Raw genomic sequence first — 21,257 nt, forward strand, 5'->3', positions numbered from 1 at the left:
AAGAAAATATTTCAAAAAAGTTAAATAAGAACAATGGTTTACTAAAATAAAAAAGAGCAGCCGGAGCTGCTCTTTTTTAATCGGGTTTGTAAAAACTTATTCTGCAGTCAGCCGACGCTTCTCAATCAGCTTGCCAGCAAATAAGCCCAATTCGAATAACATCCACATTGGAATGGCCAGCATAATCATCGACAGCGCATCCGGTGGGGTCACAAACATCGAAACAAAGAAACAGCCGACAATAATAAAGCGACGTTTTTCGACCAGCTGCTGGGTACTAACCACACCAATTAAAATCAGCAATAGGGTAATAATCGGAATTTCAAAGGTAAATCCGAACACCAAAAATAGCTTCAAACAAAAAGTCAGATAACTATTAATATCGGTCATCGGGGCAACTGTTTCCGGTGACACACTGATGAAAAAGTGCAGAATTGACGGCAGTGCAATAAAGTAAGCAAATGAAATCCCAATATAGAACAGGGCAATACTGCTTATGAGCAATGGCAGCGCCAGACTTTTCTCTTTTTCATATAATGCCGGTTTTACGAAAGCCCACAGCTGATAAATAATAAATGGCATCGCAATCATCAACGCCACAAAAAAGTTCAGCTTAAACGGTGCCATAAAGGTGGCCGTGACATCGGTAGCAATCATGGTCGATGAGGTCGGCAACTGCGCACGCAGCGGCTCAGATAAAATCTGATAGGTGCGATTGGCAAAAGGCAATAAGCAGAAAAACAGTGCAATAACCAAACCCACAATTTTAAATAGATGCTTGCGTAGAATCACCAGATGTTTGGTGATCGGCATTTCTTCTAAAGCAGCCTGCTCGCCCACTGTCGCCGCTGGCAATTGAGAAGGAGAACTTTGACTCATACAGCCACCTTATAATCGGTAAATTGTGACGTGGTCGGAGGAATAGCTTCAGCCGAATTTAGCGGTTGATGCTGAGGACGCAGCAACAGCGAAGGTTGCGGGGCAATAAAGGTATAGCGCATCGGCAAATTTTTATTATCCGTTGCAGCGGTCTGGTTCGGTTGTTCTTCCGCGAATATTTTTTGTTGTTTTAGCTCATGCATCTGAGATTGCATTTTTTGCTCAAGTTCCTGAATACGTGCCATTTCCTGTTGCATCTGTTCACGCAGTTCAGAAAGTCGAAGTTCCCGATCAATATCATTTTGCACATTGCTGATGGTACGTTTAATTTTGCCGTACCACTTTCCAACAAAACGTGCAGCTTCAGGCAGCTTTTCTGGACCCAGCACCAATAATGCAATGATGCCGAAAAACAGCAGTTCCGTCATTCCAATATTGAGCATAACAAAATTACCTGAAAAATTATTGTTTTACAGTCGTGTTAACATCAGATGATGTCGCTTGATGTTCAATGGTCCGTGGCTCGTTCAGGGCCGCAGTGGTCGTTTCATCATCTTTAATTGATTTTTTAAAGTCTTTAACCGCACCGCCCACATCTTTGCCTAAGTTTTTCAGTTTAGATGTACCAAACAGAAGAATCACCACAATTGCAAAAATCAGAACGTGCCAGATCGATAAACCAGCCATAATATTTACCTCTTTTTAATTCAAGACATATCTCAACAGGTCTAGATGACAGCGAGGTGACAGGAATATTGCGATTCAAAGACAGCAGATGGGCTAAAAGCATGTTTCGCCATCAATTATGTTAGGATAATCACCACTTTTCTGCCTTCCTGTGTACCCGCATGGCGCTGCTGCTTCCGCTAATTTCATTTCTGATTGGATACTTCGGGGTCGCGTATTTAAAGCCGTTGCGTCCGGTGCTAGCGATGTTGCTGGCCCGGCTGTTTATTCCGTTACTGATTATCTACAACATGGTGTTTTATCAGGACGGCAGCTTGTGGCTGATTGGTTTTAGTCTGGTCAGTTCCATCATTTTCTTTGCGGTCTTTTATATCTTGCAAAAAGATAAACTGATCGCACTGTGCTTCAGTTATTTAAATGGGGCCTGGCTGGGTTTTCCCTTTGCCTTGGCTCTGTTTGGACCTGCGGCCAGCAGTATTATTGTAGCGCTGTATATTGGCGGATCCTTATTTGGCAATGTTTGTGCGGTGATGGCGGTGAGCCAAACCCGGCAAGAATTAAAGTTTATTGTTAAAAATGTGCTGCTTTCACCGCCGGTGATTGCCCTGAGTCTGGCGGGTATTCTATCTTTTTGGGATGTGAGCCAGTTTGAACATCAGACCTGGCTACAAGTCATTTATCAAAGCAATAAAGTACTGGTGACCTTTGCCGGTATGTGTGTGCTGGGGATGTGGCTGAGTAAAGTCCGGATTGGCTGGGCTGACTTAAAACGCAGCCTGGGTTTACTGGTCGCACGTATTCCACTGGCCTTATTGCTATGTGCTGTGGCGTATTGGTGTTTACCCATTCCGCAGCAGACCTTGATTTATGCCGTCATGCTGATGTTTTTTCTACTGCCACCGGCTGCTAATATTGTGGCACTAGAAACCCATTATCAGGGCACCGGTTATTCGGCTAAATATATTGCCTCAGGAACGATTGCCAGTGCGATTTTGATTGGCGTATATGGCGTGGTGATGCATGCGGTGGTGCCGGGTTTATAAATCAAAAAGTTCTCTCTCCCTTTGGGAGAGAGTTAGAGAGAGGGTATAAAAGTTTTTGAAAGTCCTTCTTTATTAAAGAGGGGGATTTACGGAAACCCTTTGTAGAAATGAGCAATATTTTAGCGTCAGAAGAAAGATGTATAGAAGAATCTCTCCCAGCCTCCCTTTTTCAAAGGGAGGAGTTTTAAAAGGATGTTACTTCTCCAAACTCGCTTTAAACAGCTGCATCGCCTGACCTCGATGGCTGATCTTATTTTTTTCTTCCTTGCTCATCTCTGCGCTGGAAATCCCCAGTTCCGGTAACCAGAACAGTGGATCATAACCAAAACCATTTTCACCACGTGGAGCATCCAGAATTTCACCTTGCCAGATGCCCTGGAAAATTTGTGGTAAAGGATCTTCGGCATGCTGCACCAGGGCCAGCACACAAACGAACATACCTTCAATCGCTGTTCCATCTTTGCGTAAAGGCAGTAAGTCTGCCAGCAGTTTTTCATTATTGGCGGAATCATTGCCATGTGCGCCGGCATAACGGGCAGAGTAAATTCCCGGTGCGCCGTCCAGTGCCGGTACGCAAATCCCGGAATCATCAGCAATCGCGGGTTTGCCAGAAATTTTAGAGGCATGACGCGCTTTAATAATCGCATTTTCAACAAAGCTCAGGCCATCTTCAATGGCATCTTCAATATTAAGCTGGCCTTGCGGGATGACATCAACCGGTAAATTCAGTTCTGCAAACAGTTTTTCAAATTCCGCAATTTTGCCTTTGTTATTGCTGGCCAGAACCAGGGTGCCTTGAGAGAGCCAAGCAGGTGCAGTCATCTCGAATTACTCATGATTGAAAACATGCCGGCTAGTTTAACCGAAAACCGCCAGATGGCATGAAAAAAGCACCCGAAGGTGCTAGTGTTTTTGAACCTGGCTTATTGCGCCTGAATCCATTTGTCGGCACGGTCACGCGCCTGACGAATCTGTTCCTGGGTCAGGTTGGCAGCTAAAGCCGTTTTTTTGCCTTCAGATAAAGAAATCACTTTATTGTCGAGCATGCCATCACGGGTAGACAGTTCATACCACTGATAAGCACCCATATAGTTTTTCTTTTTCTCTTCCATCATCGCCAAGTTAAAGCTGGCGCGATTATCACCGCGGCTGGCCGCTTTTTCAAAATACTGACGGGCCAGGACTTCATCTTTTTTGGTGCCAATGCCATCGGCCAGCATACGGCCTACGTTCAGTTGGGCTGAAGACAGTCCCTGATCGGCAGCGGCTTTATACCAGGCAAAGGCCTGACGTTCATCTTTGGCGACATCCTGACCATGTAGATATTTGGTTGCCAGATAGAACTGCGCACCGGCCCGACCGGCTTTGGCGGCTTTAATCAGACCTTGAATGTCCATCACCGAATACTGGGCGGCCTGGCTCGACACCGAGCTGCCTGGTGCCACGTAATCTGCATGCGCCTGCAGGCTAAAAAGTCCAACCAGTAGCGTCGTGCTTAATAATAATTTTTTCATAGAGCGCTCACTCGATAAATTGCGACTTCACCAAACAGATTCGGGATATGTTTACTGAGTAAACTAACTTGTTGATCCCCATTCACAGCGAGTCGATTAATAATACGGATATTGTTTTCAGCACAGAGTGCTTCGAAATCACGGAAAGTACAGAGGTGGATGTTCGGGGTGTTGTACCACATATACGGCAAAGCTTCTGAAACCGGCATTTTCCCTTTCAGTGCCAGGAAAGAACGGGTCTTCCAGTGGGCAAAGTTCGGAAAGGTAATAATCGCCTGTTTTCCGACACGCACCATATCACGCAATAATACGTCAGGTGCATCTACAGCTTGCAAGGCTTGTGCCATGACCACATAGTCAAAAGACTGGTCGGCAAAGCGGCTTAAACCGAGGTTTAAGTCTTGTTGGATGATATTTAACCCCCGACTGACGGCAATTGCAATCTTTTCTTGGTCAATTTCCAGGCCGTAAGCACGAATATTGTGCTTTTTACTCATGTGGGCCAGCAGTTCACCATCACCACAACCGAGGTCTAAAACGCGGGAACCGGGCTTAATCCACTTTTCGGCAAGTTGCTGATCAATACGCATTACACAGCCTCCTGCGGGGTTGTCTTGAGGTGTTCTGCACCTCCCAAAAATGCTCTTAAAGATTTGACATATAAAGGAATCGGGAACAGGAAGGAGTCATGGCCCTGTTCGGCATCAATATCTAAATAGCTGACCGGTTTATGGTTGCTAATCAGCGCATCGACAATTTCCTGCGAACGCGAAGGCGAGAAACGCCAGTCGGTGGTAAACGAAATCACCAGGAACTGGCATTGGGTATGGGCCATGGCCTGTACCAGCGACTGTTCGTATTCACGCGACGGATCAAAATAATCCAGCGCCTTGGTCATAATTAAATAGGTGTTGGCATCAAAGTTACGGCTGAACTGTTCACCTTGATAGCGCAAATAGCTTTCCACCTGAAACTCGACATCGAAACCGTACATGAATTTGCCCAGTTTCAGGTCACGGCCAAATTTCTGCTTCATGGCTTCTTCAGACAGATAGGTGATGTGTCCGACCATCCGCGCCAGAATCAGGCCACGTTTTGGATAGCTGTCATGTTCCAGATAACGGCCATGATGAAAATCAGGATCAGAAAGAATCGACTGACGCGCGACTTCATTAAAGGCAATATTCTGTGCCGACAGTTTTGGCGCACTGGCAATAATCACACATTTTTCTAGACGGTCCGGATAATCAACCGACCATTGCAAGGCCTGCATGCCCCCCAAAGAACCGCCAATCACTGCATACCATTTTTGAATGCCTAAGCGGTCTGATAGCATGGCCTGGGTTTTGACCCAGTCACGCACCGTCACCAGCGGGAAATCCGGACCATAAGGGCGGTTTTCATTTTCCGGGTTGGGTGAGGTTGGACCGGTCGAACCATGACAGCCACCAATATTGTTCAGTGCCACCACAAAGAATTTAGAGGTATCAATGGCTTTGCCCGGACCAATACAGCTGTCCCACCAGCCAGACTTTTTATCATCTTCATGATGATAGCCCGCCGCATGATGATGCCCGGACAGGGCATGGCAGATTAAAATGGCATTGGATTTGTCGGCATTCAAGCTTCCGTAAGTTTCAACCATCAGTTCAAAACGTGGCAGAATGCGTCCACATTCCAGCTCTAACGGCTCTTCAAATTGAAACTGTTGTGGCGTTACGACACCCACAGAGTTAGCAGGGAAAGACACAGGAATAATTCGCCTTAGAATCTTTAGAATGAATAAATAAAAAGGATACCACTTGGGGTATCCTTTCTAAAGTACTTTATGTGCTTAAACGGCAGCAGCAACCAATTGTTCTTTGCTTAATACGCCCTGATCAATCAGACGGTTAGTGCTGGCAATAATGGCTTCAATGGATGAAGTCACAATGTTGTCATGCACCCCGGCACCAAAGGCAGATTTACCGGTACCTTTCACCTGCAACTCAACCAAGGCCAAGGCTTTGGCATTGGCACCCGAGCTGATGCCGCGTTCTTCATAGTTCAAGACATCAATTGGTAACTGCAAGGCATCCAAAATGGCCGAGATCGGACCGTTACCTTCACCGCGCAACTGCTGTGTCGAGCCATTCACCACCACTTCAAGTTCAATTACCTGTTTGCCATTGTCATCAGACAATTTATAGCTCTTGGCAGAATAATGTGAATCTTTGGCATCGACATAGGTTTGCTGGAACAATGACCAGATTTGCTGTGCTGAAATTTCAGTGCCTTCTTCATCGGTCACTTGCTGCACCACTTGCGAGAACTCGATTTGTACACGACGCGGCAACACCACGTTGTAGTTCGATTCTAACAAGTAAGCAATCCCGCCTTTACCTGACTGCGAGTTCACCCGAATCACGGCATCATAGTCACGGCCCAAGTCTTTCGGATCGATTGGCAAGTAAGGCATATCCCAGATTTCTTCGTTTTTCTGGTATTCAAAGCCTTTTTTAATCGCATCCTGGTGTGAACCCGAGAACGCCGTGAACACCAAATCACCGGCATATGGATGACGTGGATGCACAGGTAAACCGGTACATTCTTCTACGGTCGCAATAATTTCGTTGATGTTAGAGAAATCCAATTCTGGTGCCACGCCCTGGGTGTACATGTTCAAGGCAATTGCTGCCACGTCAACGTTACCGGTACGCTCGCCGTTACCAAACACACAACCTTCAACACGGTCAGCACCGGCCATAATCGCCAATTCAGAGGCAGCAATACCACAGCCACGGTCGTTATGACAGTGAACAGAGATGATCACCCCGTCACGACGTTTGATGTTGCGGTGCATCCACTCGACCTGGTCGGCATATACGTTTGGAGTCGAAACTTCTACAGTCGCAGGCAAGTTTAAGATGACTTTGTTTTCAGGAGAAGCTTCCCAGATTTCAGTCACGGCGTCACAGACATCTTTAGCCACTTCCAATTCGGTTGCGGTGAAACATTCCGGGCTGTACTGGAAAATCCAGTCCGTTTCTGGATATTGCGCTGCGTATTCTTTCACTTTTTCAGCAGCGTTAATGGCCAACTGTTTGGCACCCGCGACATCAACATTCAAGACTTTTTGACGGAAGGTTGGCGAGTTGGAGTTATAGATATGTACAATCGCGCGTTTTGCACCTTCCAATGCTTCAAAGGTACGCTGAATCAAATGGTCACGTGCCTGAACCAAAACCTCGATATACACATCATCTGGAATGTGGTTTTCTTCAATCAATTTACGGGTGAAATCGAAGTCAATTTGTGAAGCAGACGGGAAGCCAATTTCAATATGCTTAAAGCCAATTTTCACCAACATCTGGAACATTTTGAACTTCTGTTCAATGCTCATTGGTTCGAAAATTGCCTGGTTACCATCACGCAGGTCGGTGCTCATCCAGATAGGCGCTTTTGTAATTTCGTTGTTCGGCCATTGACGGTCTGGCAAGTCAACACGTTGATACATGCGACGATATTTTTTACTTGGATCAGCCAACATCATGAGGTAACTCCTTGTGAAGCATGGGTTGCTTAAGCTTATAGAAAAGCAACGTACTACTTATATAGATGGTATCTATGGTATCAATTTACAAGCGTATTTCCGGAAAATATTAGGATCAGTCCACATTTTCAGAAAGAGTTGCTACCTGGCTGGTACCGTTCGCGGTCTTGCAAATTCCTAAGATAAATATAAGCCAACTGAAGTGGAAATTATTCTCTTAATTTGCATCATTAAAGGTTGTGGAGATAAAAAATTTCACTGGATCTGGTTTTTGTGAAAAATATAGCGACTATTGATCTCTTGCAGGCGCGCCGTTCCCATTAAAGCCATGGTCACTTCCAGTTCTTCCCGCAAAATTTTAATCACATGCGCCACACCTAACGCACCGGCTACTGCCAGACCATAAATATACGGCCGGCCAATCAGCACGGCGGATGCGCCCAAGGCCAGCGCCTTAAAAATATCGGAGCCGCGGCGGATGCCACCATCCAGCACTAAGGGAGAATTTGCCGGCAGTTGTGCGCGTATCATCTGTAGAGCTGTCAGTGGGCTAATGCAGTCATCTAGCACCCGGCCACCATGATTGGAAATGACCAGTCCCTGTACACCGTATTGCAATGCCAGTTGAGCATCTTCAGGATGCACAATGCCTTTGAGCAGCACCGGTAAAGACGTTTGCTGTACCAGCCAGGCGATATCTTCCCAGGTCGGTGCCTGTTGCATCAGACCATCAAACAGGGGATGTTGCTCTGGCCTGAGGATGGGGGATGTAAAGGAAGATAGATGCGGATGAGGCAGATGCGCCGGCACTTGAAAACCGGCCCGACGTTCACGGTCACGAACGCCGCTATGCGGTGAATCGACGGTCACCACAATGGCTTTAAACTGTTGTTGCTCTGCCAGTTGCACCAGTGCCAGCGATTGTTCGCGATTGCCTTGCCAATACAGCTGAAACCATTTAAGAGGGGTTGTTGGCGCAACTTCACGCAGATCGGTAGTACTTAAATGACTTAGCACCAGATTACTGCCCATTGCTTCTGCCGCGAGGGCAGTGGCCAGTTCACCCTGTGGATGAAACAGTTGTTGATGGCCAACCGGAGCTAGAAAAATTGGATGGGGAAATTCCTGCCCGAACAGTTCGCAGCGGGTATGGCCTTGGCTCAGGTCACGCAGCATTCTGGGCAGCAGTTGCAGCTGCTGAAACTGGTCCAGATTCTGTTGCAGGCTGCGCTCATCCATGGCGCCGCCTTGTAAATAGTGCCAGGTGGCCGGCGTTAAATGTTTGCTGGCTTGGGCTTCATAGTCGGCAATGGTTTGCAGATAGGCTGGAATCTGGGTAAGCGGTGGCAGTGGCTGGGCAGATGTCATAGTTCGCCCCATTGACGCAGCAGATTATGATAATGCGCGGTCAGTTGCAGCACTTGTTCATTATCGCCAAGTTGCTGGCGTAGTTGGCCAATGGTCATATCTAAATTAAACAGCATGCTGCGCTGCCAGTCATCGCGAATCATGCTTTGTGCCCAGGTAAAGGCGGCAATGCGCCGGCCGGCAGTGACCGGTTCCACCCGGTGCAGGCTGGTGGCGGGATAGAGAATCACATCACCGGCATCCAGTTTAACTTCATGTGCGCCATAGGTGTCTTCAATCACCAGTTCGCCGCCCTGATATTCTTCCGGTTCAGACAAAAATAAGGTCATGGAAACATCGGTACGAATCAGCTGCTGATGTGCAGCCGAATAATGCACCGCGCTGTCGACATGATTGCCATACGTCCCTTGCTGCTGATAGCAGTTAAACATTGGCCGCAGAATATGTTTGGCTAAGGTCGCAGATTGTACCAGCGGATGCTGTCTCAGTGCCTGTTCAATCTGTTCAGCCAGCGCTGGATACACCAGATGCTGTGGGTCAAATTGCAGATTGTGTTTGCTTTTTTTTGCCTGTGGCCCGGCACTGTGCTGGCCATCAATCCAGGCGGTATGCTGGTTAAGCTGCTGACGGATGTCAGCCACGGCCGCTTTACTGAGAACTTGAGGAACATGCAGCATCATGAGACTTGAATCATCCTTCAGACAGAGCGCTGTCTGTCATCATAAAGCCAAATAAAAAATGAAGCAGCATTTCAGATAAATGCTGCTTCAACAGAACAAAATAAAACTTAGAACTTATAGTTAAAGGTCAGGCTGGCACTGCGCTCCTGACCAAGCGTCATACGCGAACCGCCGTTGTTCAAGGTGCTGATGTACTCTTCATCTGCCAGGTTATAGACATTCAGGTTCAGTGAGGCATTTTCATTGAACTGATAACCGGCCATGGCATCAAATACCACATAGCTTGGAATGCTTGGCATATTGGCTGGAGCAGTGCTGTCGGTGACGACACGTTTTTGCTCATCGACATAACGTGCACCCAGACCCAGTTTAAAGCCGGCAATGTCATAGGTGGTCCATAATGAGGCGGTCCATTCCGGTGACCAGCGCACGCTATCGGTACGGGTCATGACATTGTCACGGAAACTTTGCTGATCTTCCTGTTTGGTTTTCATATGCGCCACACCGGCAGAAATATTCCAGGCATCGGTAATCTGGCCGACTGCACTCAGCTCAACCCCATCGACAATAGTTTTACCTTCCTGGATGGATTCCTGGGTAATCGCATCCTGGGTAAACTGGTTTTCATTTTCCGTGCGATAGACTGCGGCATTGAGGGCTAGACGACCATCAAGCAGATCCCATTTGCTACCCAGTTCATAATGATGGGTTTCTTGCGGTTCTGCCGCTGCACTGTTAATGCCCGACTCAGACATCACAAAGTTGGCGCTGCCCGGTGGGGTTAAGGATTTGCCATAAGAGGCATAAACGCTGCTGTAAGCAGTTGGTTTGTACAGACCACCAAGTTTCCAGCTCAGCAGGGTGTCATGTGCACTGATATCTGAAGCCACGAGAGCATTTGCACCGCGAGGTAAGGACAGGCCTTGATAGTCGGTTTCGTAATAATCTACCCGTACTCCACCATTTAACTGGAAGCGTTCGCCAAATTTTAAGGTATCAAACAGATAAGCCGCAGCCGTCTGGGTTTCACCATCGCTATAAGCACCGTTATAGATCAGGTCGGCCATCGGATCATTGGGATTTGGGTTATACAGGTTGGCTTCAGTGGTGGATACTGCAGGCTCATCCGGCATTTGGGTGGCCAGATTGCGGGTGTATTGCTGCTCTTTTAAAAATTCCAGACCAGCCACCACCTCATGTTCAATGGCACCGGTTTTCAGGTTCAGGTTTAAAGTGGTCTGGTTGGCCAGAATTTTATTTTCCTGATCAACCCCCTGACGTGAACGGCTGATGGTCCAGTCGGCCGGATTGGTCGAATCATGTGCAGAAATGGTGTTGATCCCGGTCAGGACTCGGTTCATCTGGGTTTGACCCAAACGGGTGATATTAGTCAGTTTTAGATTATCTGCCAGATCACTTTCAATTTTCGCGGTGAACATGTCGGCATCGACATCTTCGTAATCATCTACATGGCCATAATAGTTTTCACGATTAACCTTGCCAGCTTGGGCAATATCCGGATTGGCATTCCAGAAGCCTTCCATACCAATGGTTGGAATACCGCCATCAGGGATATTACGTTGACGGACGTGCTGTGAATATAAATACAGGCGGGTCGGAGTATTCAGGCCAAAGGCAACAGATGGGGCAATGGCATAGCTATTGTTTTCGAGCACATCACGGCCTTGCACGCCCCCTTCTTGTCCCATGACATTGAGACGAAAAGCGGTATTGTCATTGATGGCTTGGTTGATATCGGCTGAGAGGCGGGCATTTTCTGCGGTGTTGTAACTGGCAGAGACTTCGCTGCTGTTTTGCAGATGCGGCAGTTTGCTGACCAGGTTGATATAACCGGATGCTGAACCACGACCGGCTTCTGCACCGGCCGGGCCTTTCACGACTTCGACCTGTTCCAGGTTAAATACATCGCGGCTGACTGCGCCCAAATCACGGATACCATCGACATAGGTAGAGGTTTGGGTAGAGAAACCACGCATCTGGAAGGTATCGCCGGCGCTGGTATTACCATTTTCACCCATTTGTAAGGTAATGCCCGGGGTATTGCGTAGCGCTTCAACCAGTGACGTCGCGCCTTGTTCTTTTAATAAGGTTTGATTAATAACAGAAACTGTTTGTGGGGTATCGACCAGTGGCTGGGTCTGTTTCGCGGAGCTGAGCTGATTGGTTTTATATTTATTTTCAGCCTGAGATTTCACCGTGATTTCAGGAAGCTGGGTGACTTCTTCGGTTGCTGTGGTTGCATGTGCCATGAGCGGCAGGGTGGCTGCAAGGGCAACGAATGGTGCAGTGCGTTGATGTTTACGGCTCTTAATCTGTGCCATGGTGGTGTATTTCCTGATATGAATGACAAAATTCCCTTACCACAATGATTTGAGTGCGCAGTTCAAATGCAGAGTAATGATGGACTTATTGTATACGTTCAATAAGTAATGCAAATTTTAGTGATAATAATTCTCAGTAACAATATGAAAATTGGTTAAAAAAAGCTAAACAATTAAGAAAATATTTATGGATTGGAGCCATTTAATGAAATAAATCAATAAGAATATTTGAATAATCGTATTTTTGATTTAATTTGATTGGTTTTAAGAATTAAAAAACCCTGCCGGGGCAGGGTTTTGGGTTCTTATGTGAAATCCAGATTAGAAGTCATAAGAGATGGATAACCAGTAGTTGCGGCCTGGGAGATAAGTTCCCTCTAAACCAGATAAATATCTGTAACTTTGAGTCGTTTCATTATTAGTGCCATCTAAATACTCCACAGTTGTGTATTCTGTAAAGTCTTTATCTAGAAGGTTATTTACCGCCATATTGAAGCGCAGTTGGTCATTTACTGTGTAACTCGCCCCTAAATTAAACAAATTATAACCAGCTAATTTGTTGCCTGAAGCTTGGTAAATGGCTTGGCCTTCCGCATCTAATGATTCAAAAGAATCAGTTGAGCGAACGCGACTTGATTTATATTCGTGTTGTAACCATAAATCAAAGTTCGGGTTAATATGCCATGTCGAAGTTAGGTTAAATGCATTACGTGGATTATTGTTGTAGTAATTGCCTTCAGTTTCAGGGTTATTACTATCAGTAATCTTACTCTTTGTATAAGTATAAGCAGCTTTAAGGTCCCATTCAGGAATAATGCTATATTGTAGAGTGGTTTCTACACCATAGACTTCAGCTTCATTAGCATTAATATTCTTTGAACAGGTTTTGCCAGTTGTACAAAGAGGATGGTCCTGAGCACCTACACTTACAATAGCATTTTCGATTTCATTATAGAAAGCGGTTGTTGTAAATGTAATTTGGTCATTTGGTTGAAGGTTAAAACCAAGTTCATAGTTAGTCGATTCTTCAGGTTTTAAATCTGGATTACCAAAAGTAAAGCTCTTTCCTTGTCGACTAAGGTTGATTAGATTATCTTCCAAAGCTTTAGCTGATGGCACTTTATAACCTGTGCTGACACCACCTTTAACTGTCAGAATATCATTAGTATTCCAAACTAAGTAAGCGCGTGGGCTGAAGTGTCCGCCAAAACCAGAGTGATCTTCATAGCGACCACCTAAAGTAAAACCGAGGTTGTCAAGAATACGCCATTCATCCTCGGCATAAAGTGCCCAAGATTTGCTATCAAACTCATTTTTACCGGTAATATGCTGAGCAATATTATCTTCAATGATTTGTTCTTTATATTGTGTTCCAACAGTTACTTTGTGATTACCAATAGTTGAAACTAGATGGCTATCGGCAATGATATCGGTATTTTTTAATTTTCTTGGGCTTGCAATTAATGGATCATTGTTAAGAATTTCAGATTCTGTGAATGCACCAGTTGGTAGTGAACGTCCTTTAGTCTCAGTCGATGAGTGACTGATATATGTTTTCCATGTACCAAAATCGTAATCACCATCATGACCAATTGCGAGTTGAGTACGATTGAACTCTAATTCATCTTTATAACCATCCGCTGAAGAAACTACAGAGCCATCAGAAAGTTTCGTTGTGGTCGTCCAATCTTCATTACCTAAGCGATTGCCTTCATTACTATAAGTTTGGCTAGAATGGAAAGTATCAAGCCAGAATGAATTCTGATCATTCATGACAAATGAAAGTTTTCCACCTAGATCGTAATTATCCGCTTTATTTGGACGAGGATCACGACTTGTTGAGCCTTCAACTACACGTTCAGAACGTTGTCGATCTAAATAAGAGCCACGTAACTGTAATCCGAGTTTGTCAGTGATTAATGGACCATTGAGTAAAAAACTTGTTTTCCATGAGTCAGCTTCTTTACCATGCTCCATGACATTACCGCTGACAGTCACGTTGCCATTCCATTCATCTGATACTTTTTTAGTAATAATATTAATCACACCACCCATGGCATCTGAACCATACAGGGTAGACATTGGGCCACGGATGACCTCAATACGTTCAATTGCTGAAAGTGGTGGCATAAATCCTGTTGATGTTTCACCAAAACCGTTAGGAGTTACATCAGTAGATGTTGTTTGACGACGACCATCAATTAAAATAAGAGTGTCATCAGCTCCCATACCACGCATGCTGACATTTAATCCACTTGTTTTACCAACGCCATTACGCACGTCGATACCCGGAACATCTGCTAACAAATCAGCAATACTGATGGCATTTTTCTTTTCAATATCTTCTTTTGTGACCACGCTAATAGAAGCAGGTGCATTTTTAATATCTTGTTCAAAACCCGCCGCAGAAACCACAATTGTGGATAATTGATGTGTCGGGTCAGCTGTTGTTTCAGTGGTTGTATTTGCAAATGTGGAACTAGCAGAAATTCCAAGAATCGCGAGCGAAAGCGGGCGAAGGTTAAAGGTGCGCATAACCGAATTCCAGTATTGGGATATAAGAAGAATAGTTAAAAATATGAGTTAAAAACCATTGAATATTAATGATAGTACTTATCATTTGCAACAAATATTAGACAATAGATAAAAATAGCGAAGGGAATATGAAGAATTTAAGCCGAAAAATTGTTCTGATCGCTTGTTATTTTGTATATCTTTAAATGTTGTCATATAATATGGCACTTTTTTAAAAACTGTTATTACTAAATATCGAGGAAGCCATGCAAGTAACTTCTGAAGCGGTTTCGGGCGTTGCCCGTCGTTTAAATGTATCTGTACCGACGAGCCGTATTAACGAGCAGTTCGAAGCTCGCTTAAAACGCACAGCTAAAACTGCGAAGATTAACGGCTTCCGTCCAGGTAAAGTGCCTGTAAACGTTGTACGTCGTGAATATGGCGCGGGTATCTATCAAGAAGTTGTAAACGACATCATTCGTGACACCGTATTTGAAGCAATCCAACAAGAAAAAATCAATGCTGTTGGTATGCCAAACATTGAAAAAACTGAAATGAAAGACGACGCTTTAGTATATGAAGCGACTGTTGAAGTTTATCCAGAAGTTGAAGTGAAATTCGAAGGTCTGGAAGTTGAGCGTAAAGCATCTGAAGTTAGCGACAAAGATGTAGATCAAATGATCGAAAATCTGCAAAAACAGCGTGCAACTTGGGCTGAAACCAAAGGCATGGCGAAAAAAGACATGCAAGTGACTTTTGATTTCGAAGGCACAGTAGATGGCGAGAAATTTGAAGGCGGTTCTGCTGAAGACTTCAAACTGGTATTAGGTTCTGGCCGTATGATCCCGGGCTTTGAAGACGGCATCGTGGGCATGAAAAAAGGCGAAGAGAAAGTTATTGATGTAACTTTCCCGGAAGACTACCAAGCTGAACAGCTGGCAGGTAAAGCAGCTCAGTTCAAAATCAATGTAAAACTGGTGGAAAAACAAAAACTTCCAGAAGTTGACGCTGAATTCTTAAAAATCTTCGGTTTAACTGAAGAAGAAGGCGTTGAAAAGTTAAAAGCTGACGTTCGTAAAAACATGGAACGTGAAGTGAAAAACGGTCTTCGTAACCAGGTGAAAGGTGCAACGTTTGATGCGCTGGTTGCTGCGAACGAAATCGAAGTTCCAGAATCTATGGTTAAGCAAGAAATTGACCGTCAACGTCAACAAATGATCCAACAGTTCACGCAGCAGTTTGGTGCGCAAGGTGCGAAAGCATTTGACTCAAGCATGCTTCCAGACGAACTGTTCAAAGAACAAGCTGAAAAATCTGTAAAACTTGGCGTATTGGTGAGCAAAGTTTTAGCAGACGCGAAACTTGAAGTGGATGCTGCACGTGTTGATGCTTACATCGAAGACATGGCATCTTCTTATGAAGATCCAAACGAAGTAATTGAATACTTCAAAAATGACAAACAGCAACGTGCTCAAATTGAAGCAGTTGTGTTAGAAGACCAGGTGGTTGATCACATTCTTGCAGCTGCAAAAGTGACTGACAAACAAGTCAGCTACGAAGACTTATTGAAAGAGCAACAAGCTCGTCAACAAGGCTAATTTCAGCTGAAGTAAAAAAGGCGCCTAAGGCGCCTTTTTTATATAATATAAAAACTTGGATGGTTTTAAAGTTTACAAAGCTTATGCAAAAAATATCCATGAATTGTGGGTGAATATTTTGCAATTTAGATGATTATCCCTCATATTGTGATCATGGGTGAACTCACAAGAATTTAGGAATAAATAAACGTATGTATGTTCCATCAATTGATAACGCATTGGTTCCAGTAGTCGTTGAGCAATCATCTCGTGGTGAGCGTTCTTTTGATATTTATTCACGTCTTTTGCGTGAACGGGTGATTTTTTTAACGGGTGAGGTTGAAGACAACATGGCCAACTTGATTGTGGCGCAAATGTTGTTTTTAGAGGCAGAGAACCCAGATAAGGATATTCATTTATACATTAACTCGCCAGGCGGCTCAGTTACTGCCGGTATGGCGATTTATGACACCATGCAGTTTATCAAGCCAGATGTGGTGACTTACTGTATGGGTCAGGCAGCGTCAATGGGTGCATTCCTGCTGAATGCTGGTGCCAAAGGTAAACGTTACTGCCTGGAAAATGCCCGGGTCATGATTCATCAGCCTTTAGGCGGTTTCCGTGGTCAGGCCTCTGATATTGAAATTCATGCGCGTGAAATCCTGTTCATTAAAGAGCGCTTGAACCGTTTAATGGCAGAGCACAGTGGCCAGGACTATGAAAAAGTGGCCAAAGATACCGACCGTGATAACTTTATGACTGCACAGCAGGCCAAAGAATACGGTTTAGTGGACGAAGTGTTATCTAAGCGTCCATAAGTTTTAAAGATTTAAATTGGAGAGAATATGTCCGAACATCCTCAAGGACAAAAACATTGTTCATTTTGCGGTAAAACGCAGTCTGAAGTCGGGAAGCTGATTGCAGGCGAGGACGCATATATCTGTAATGAATGTGTGGACGTATGCCTGGATCTGGTTCAGACCAGTCAACAAGTTGAGTCGAGTGACTGGGCCGCCCGTCCGTTGCCAAAACCGCATGAAATTCGCGCTGCACTGGATCAATATGTGATTGGTCAGGACCTGGCGAAAAAGACCTTATCAGTGGCAGTTTACAACCACTATAAACGTCTGAAAGTGACGCATAACGGTCAAAAAACCAATGATGCAGTCGAAATTGCCAAAAGTAATATCCTGCTGGTGGGTCCAACCGGTTCGGGTAAAACCTTATTGGCACAGACTTTAGCGCGTTTGCTGGATGTTCCGTTTGCCATGGCCGATGCCACCACCTTAACCGAAGCCGGTTATGTGGGGGAAGATGTAGAAAACATCGTGCAGAAGCTGCTGCAAAAAGCCGATTACGATGTCGAAAAGGCGCAAAAAGGCATTATCTATATCGATGAAATCGACAAGATTACCCGTAAGTCTGAAAACCCGTCGATTACCCGTGATGTATCGGGTGAAGGTGTGCAGCAAGCCTTGCTGAAAATGATTGAAGGCACAGTGGCCTCTATTCCACCGCAGGGTGGCCGTAAGCATCCGCAGCAGGAATTTATCCAGATTGATACTTCCAACATCCTGTTTATCTGTGGTGGTGCATTCTCGGGTCTAGAGAAAATTGTGCAGCAACGTCAGGAAAAAGGTGGTATTGGCTTTACCGCTGAAGTACGTAACAAGGATGAAAGTAAAAAGCTGTCTGAACTGTTCCGTCAGGTTGAAGCAACAGATTTGGTGAAATTCGGTTTAATTCCAGAATTTATTGGCCGTTTGCCAGTCATTGCAACGCTGGATGAGCTGGATGAAGAAGCATTAATGCAGATTCTGACCGAGCCGAAGAATGCCTTGACGCGTCAATACGAATATCTGTTCGAGATGGAAAATGTCGACCTGATCTTTGATGATGCTGCATTACGTGCAGTGGCGAAAAAAGCCTTGGAACGTAATACAGGTGCGCGTGGTCTGCGTTCAATTCTGGAAAACGCCTTGCTTGAAATCATGTATGACTTGCCAAGTCGTAGTGATGTAGGTACGGTCATCATCACTGAAGCGGTGATTAATGGTCAGGCCAAGCCGGAATTAAAAGCGGAACGTCAAAGCAAAGAAGTTGCGGTAGAACAGCCGAAAGCCGATTTAAAAGTCGTGAATTCAAAAACGGCTTAAGACGCTATTCGTCAGAAACGTGCGGAAATCAACGGTTTTCGCACGTTTTTTTATTTGAAAAAATAAGACAGAGTGCTAATCTCTGCATCAGGGCCTGGATGCCCAACCCAATAAAAATATTGAAAAAGTGTTAAGTGTAAAAATAAAAACGAAGGAATGAGGGATGTTCATGCGTGCTATATCAATCGTATTTCTGGCTGTCGCATTGGCTGGCTGTCATGGGAAGTCGTCAACCGAGGCGCAGCTGCCGCCCACCTCTACGTTAAAAGCTATTGACCAGAATGAAAAGCCAAGTTTGCTGGAACAGTACCGCTTTGGCATGTTTACCATTGGCGGTTGGGTCAATCAGAAACTGGGTCAGCGCTTTAAAGCCATTCAGCCGCAGCATGATCAGGCCGCCGTGGTGTATTTATATCGTCCGGATTCACGCTGGAACCGTCAGGAAATTGTAGCCTCCAGCCTATTTATCAATAGCGAACGCATTCCAAGCCTGCTGCATAATCATTATTACTGGATTGAATTGCCAGCCGGGGATTATCGTTTATCTACCAGCCGTCCTTTAGGTGTGCAGCATTTCCAAAAGCCGAAGTATCTGGATTTTTCCGTTGAAGCAGGCAAGTCCTATTTTATTAAATATGATGAAGAAAATAGCAGTACCCGCCGCACGATTTCTGGTCCCTTAATCATGATGCCGGAAACGGTAGGCCTCAATGAAATTGCTTTTACTCAATTGAAATCGCACAGTTATAATTTTGTGGCTGAAGACCAGAGCACCGGTAAAATTCGCTCTAAGGCACAAAAAATCAAACATGCCGATTATGACCCGGCCAGCGATGTGCAGTTGACTAAGCCATTTAAATTGTGGGACCCACGCACCTGGTAAAAATGCTTGAATCGAGAAATAAAAAAAGCACCCAGATTTGGGTGCTTTTTTAATCGCTTCAACAGCATTCATTAGCCAGCAGCGGCATCAACCACTGGAATCTTGCCAATTTTAGCTTGCCAGATTTTTGGTGCAGTCGCGTGTACAGAAGTACCGTTTACGTCAACTGCGACAGATACAGGCATGTCTTTTACTACAAACTTGTAGATCGCTTCCATACCCAAGTCTTCAAAAGCAACTACTTCAGCTTCGCGGATTGCTTTAGATACCAGGTAAGCAGCACCGCCTACAGCCATCAGGTACGTTGCTTTGTTGTCTTTAATCGCTTCAATAGCCGCAGGACCACGGTCTGCTTTACCAATCATGCCATAAAGACCAGTCGCTTCTAACACCTGACGAGTGAACTTGTCCATACGAGTCGCTGTTGTCGGACCTGCAGGGCCAACCACTTCATCACCCACTGGATCAACAGGACCTACGTAGTAGATGAACTTGCCTTTTAAATCAACCGGTAATTCTTCACCGTTGTTGAGCATGTCAACCATACGTTTGTGTGCAGCATCACGGCCGGTATAGATGGTCCCGTTTAGCAGCAGCGTATCGCCTGGTTGCCAAGAGTTCATTTCTTCTTGGGTGATATTGTCGAGGTCAACACGTTTAGACGAAGATGAATCCCAAGTGACTTCAGGATAATCTTCAAGACGTGGTGCCTGAATATGCGCAACGCCTGAACCATCTAAAGTGAAGTGTGCGTGACGTGTTGCAGCACAGTTCGGAATCATACCGACTGGTTTGCCCGCAGCGTGGCAAGGGTAATCTTTAATCTTGATGTCAAGTACAGTGGTTAAACCGCCCAGACCTTGTGCACCAATACCGAGTGCGTTTACTTTTTCGAAGATTTCAATACGAAGTTCTTCAAGTTTATTTTGTGGACCACGACGAAGCAGTTCGTCCATGTTGATCTCTTCCATGAGTGCTTCTTTGGCAAGCATCATGGCTTTTTCAGCAGTACCACCGATCCCGATACCGAGCATACCTGGTGGACACCAGCCTGCACCCATGGTTGGAACAGTTTTCAGTACCCAATCTACGATAGAGTCGGATGGGTTAAGCATTGCTAGTTTAGATTTGTTTTCTGAACCGCCACCTTTGGCTGCAACAGTAATGTCGACTTTATTGCCTGGAACCAGTTTGTGGTAAATCACCGCAGGGGTGTTGTCTTTGGTGTTCTTACGACCAAATGCAGGGTCAGCAAGTACAGATGCACGCAGGACGTTCGAATTTTCTAAGTAACCTTGGCGTACACCTTCGTTAATTGCGTCGTCTAAGCTCATTGTTAAATCAAATTTAACATCCATGCCCACTTCAACGAATACGTTGACGATACCGGTATCTTGACAGATTGGGCGGTGACCCTCTGCACACATACGAGAGTTAATTAAGATTTGTGCAATCGCATCTTTTGCAGCTTTGTTTTCTTCACGGTCATACGCACGGCTCATCGCTTGGATGAAATCTTGTGGGTGATAGTAAGAAATGAACTGAAGCGCATCTTTAACCGATGTGATCAAGTCATCTTGCTTGATAATAGTTGTCATATCAAAATTCTCTTGAGCGGGCTGATAGCTAGCGGGCTAAATTATAAGACAAAATGACGGCATTGTGGGCGTTTTAGAAGCGGATTGGCCGAAAGTTTATAGTGATGCTTTTACGCGGGATTTTGGGTGATTTTTACTGTATTTGGCGGGTGGTTTTGTCATATTTGAGCTGAAATTAATGTCATATTACAGCTTAAATTTAGATGAAATTTTATTAAGTTATTGAATTTTAATTATTTAATAAAATTTAAATATTTCAGCTTTGTCATATAACTGTCATAAAACTTTCGCATAATTGTCACATCCAAAAACGAGACCTTAAAGATGACAACAGGTATTTTGATGGTTGCGGGCTTTTGTGTATATATCGCTGCAACTTGGATGTATGGCCAAAAAGAAGATCAAGCTTAAGCTTTATCTTCTTTTTTCATTTTAGGCTGATAAAAATAATATTTTTCTCAATTCTCAATTCTCAATTCTCAAT

Annotated in this window: 18 protein-coding genes; 5 read left to right on the forward strand and 13 right to left on the reverse strand. The window is 44.8% G+C overall.

What is annotated here, in order from left to right; genetic code table 11:
* Positions 1-96: 96 nt before the first annotated feature.
* From tatC to tatA, 3 genes are read right to left on the reverse strand one after another with little or no spacing between them, the layout of a single operon-like run.
* Positions 97-879, reverse strand: a complete 783-nt coding sequence (gene tatC / locus FTT64_RS04330; RefSeq protein ID WP_005180188.1) for a twin-arginine translocase subunit TatC — start codon at positions 877-879, stop codon at positions 97-99.
* Positions 876-1,322, reverse strand: a complete 447-nt coding sequence (gene tatB / locus FTT64_RS04335) for a Sec-independent protein translocase protein TatB (protein WP_075167421.1) — start codon at positions 1,320-1,322, stop codon at positions 876-878. Before tatB ends, tatC begins: the two co-directional genes overlap by 4 nt.
* A 19-nt stretch (positions 1,323-1,341) precedes the next feature.
* The gene (tatA, locus tag FTT64_RS04340) at positions 1,342-1,566 is read right to left on the reverse strand and encodes a Sec-independent protein translocase subunit TatA (protein WP_005180185.1); all 225 of its coding nucleotides are present in this window, start codon (positions 1,564-1,566) and stop codon (positions 1,342-1,344) included.
* Positions 1,567-1,727: 161 nt separating this feature from the next.
* Between tatA and FTT64_RS04345 the strand changes: the two genes are divergently transcribed.
* Positions 1,728-2,609, forward strand: a complete 882-nt coding sequence (locus FTT64_RS04345) for a permease (protein ID WP_180182037.1) — start codon at positions 1,728-1,730, stop codon at positions 2,607-2,609.
* A gap of 195 nt (positions 2,610-2,804) precedes the next feature.
* Here the strand turns inward: FTT64_RS04345 and rdgB are convergent, their stop codons facing one another.
* The 9 genes from rdgB to FTT64_RS04390 all read right to left on the reverse strand — a co-directional run bounded on the left by rdgB (position 2,805) and on the right by FTT64_RS04390 (position 14,580).
* Positions 2,805-3,431 (reverse strand): RdgB/HAM1 family non-canonical purine NTP pyrophosphatase, encoded by a 627-nt coding sequence (rdgB, locus tag FTT64_RS04350; protein ID WP_168383341.1) that lies wholly within the window; start codon positions 3,429-3,431, stop codon positions 2,805-2,807.
* Positions 3,432-3,532: 101 nt separating this feature from the next.
* The gene (locus FTT64_RS04355) at positions 3,533-4,123 is read right to left on the reverse strand and encodes a tetratricopeptide repeat protein (protein WP_160232313.1); all 591 of its coding nucleotides are present in this window, start codon (positions 4,121-4,123) and stop codon (positions 3,533-3,535) included.
* On the reverse strand, positions 4,120-4,713 hold the full coding sequence (gene metW, locus FTT64_RS04360) for a methionine biosynthesis protein MetW (protein ID WP_045796675.1): 594 nt from the start codon (positions 4,711-4,713) through the stop codon (positions 4,120-4,122). The genes FTT64_RS04355 and metW overlap by 4 nt, the downstream gene beginning before the upstream one ends.
* Complete coding sequence (locus tag FTT64_RS04365) at positions 4,713-5,873, reverse strand: homoserine O-acetyltransferase (RefSeq protein WP_075167426.1); 1,161 nt, start codon at positions 5,871-5,873, stop codon at positions 4,713-4,715. Before FTT64_RS04365 ends, metW begins: the two co-directional genes overlap by 1 nt.
* Positions 5,874-5,957: 84 nt before the next feature.
* Positions 5,958-7,655 carry a 2-isopropylmalate synthase gene (gene leuA, locus FTT64_RS04370; RefSeq protein WP_005180175.1) on the reverse strand — a complete coding sequence of 566 codons (1,698 nt, stop codon included), beginning with the start codon at positions 7,653-7,655 and terminating at the stop codon, positions 5,958-5,960.
* Positions 7,656-7,910: 255 nt separating this feature from the next.
* Positions 7,911-9,023: an alpha-hydroxy acid oxidase gene (locus FTT64_RS04375; RefSeq protein ID WP_180182036.1), complete on the reverse strand. Its 1,113-nt coding sequence runs from the start codon at positions 9,021-9,023 to the stop codon at positions 7,911-7,913.
* On the reverse strand, positions 9,020-9,703 hold the full coding sequence (locus FTT64_RS04380) for a Fe2+-dependent dioxygenase (RefSeq protein ID WP_005180172.1): 684 nt from the start codon (positions 9,701-9,703) through the stop codon (positions 9,020-9,022). The genes FTT64_RS04375 and FTT64_RS04380 overlap by 4 nt, the downstream gene beginning before the upstream one ends.
* 107 nt (positions 9,704-9,810) lie before the next feature.
* The gene (locus FTT64_RS04385) at positions 9,811-12,045 is read right to left on the reverse strand and encodes a catecholate siderophore receptor Fiu (protein WP_180182035.1); all 2,235 of its coding nucleotides are present in this window, start codon (positions 12,043-12,045) and stop codon (positions 9,811-9,813) included.
* Between the two features lie 321 nt (positions 12,046-12,366).
* Positions 12,367-14,580: a TonB-dependent receptor domain-containing protein gene (locus FTT64_RS04390; RefSeq protein WP_180182034.1), complete on the reverse strand. Its 2,214-nt coding sequence runs from the start codon at positions 14,578-14,580 to the stop codon at positions 12,367-12,369.
* A 245-nt stretch (positions 14,581-14,825) separates the two neighbouring features.
* Here FTT64_RS04390 and tig point away from each other — a divergent pair, with 245 nt between their 5' ends.
* The 4 genes from tig to FTT64_RS04410 all read left to right on the forward strand — a co-directional run bounded on the left by tig (position 14,826) and on the right by FTT64_RS04410 (position 19,175).
* Positions 14,826-16,157, forward strand: coding sequence for a trigger factor (gene tig, locus FTT64_RS04395; protein ID WP_075167430.1), 1,332 nt, complete (start codon positions 14,826-14,828; stop codon positions 16,155-16,157).
* A gap of 191 nt (positions 16,158-16,348) precedes the next feature.
* Positions 16,349-16,954: an ATP-dependent Clp endopeptidase proteolytic subunit ClpP gene (gene clpP, locus FTT64_RS04400; protein ID WP_005180162.1), complete on the forward strand. Its 606-nt coding sequence runs from the start codon at positions 16,349-16,351 to the stop codon at positions 16,952-16,954.
* A 27-nt stretch (positions 16,955-16,981) separates the two neighbouring features.
* A complete protein-coding gene (gene clpX, locus FTT64_RS04405; protein WP_180182033.1) occupies positions 16,982-18,292 on the forward strand; it encodes an ATP-dependent protease ATP-binding subunit ClpX in 1,311 nt (436 codons plus the stop codon).
* Between the two features lie 169 nt (positions 18,293-18,461).
* The gene (locus FTT64_RS04410; RefSeq protein ID WP_180182032.1) at positions 18,462-19,175 is read left to right on the forward strand and encodes a DUF2846 domain-containing protein; all 714 of its coding nucleotides are present in this window, start codon (positions 18,462-18,464) and stop codon (positions 19,173-19,175) included.
* A gap of 71 nt (positions 19,176-19,246) precedes the next feature.
* Here FTT64_RS04410 and FTT64_RS04415 read toward each other — a convergent pair whose 3' ends face one another.
* Positions 19,247-20,773 carry a fumarate hydratase gene (locus FTT64_RS04415; RefSeq protein WP_005180157.1) on the reverse strand — a complete coding sequence of 509 codons (1,527 nt, stop codon included), beginning with the start codon at positions 20,771-20,773 and terminating at the stop codon, positions 19,247-19,249.
* Positions 20,774-21,257 lie beyond the last annotated feature (484 nt).

It is taken from the genome of Acinetobacter sp. Q186-3, assembly GCF_013420655.1.
Lineage (GTDB): Bacteria > Pseudomonadota > Gammaproteobacteria > Pseudomonadales > Moraxellaceae > Acinetobacter > Acinetobacter indicus.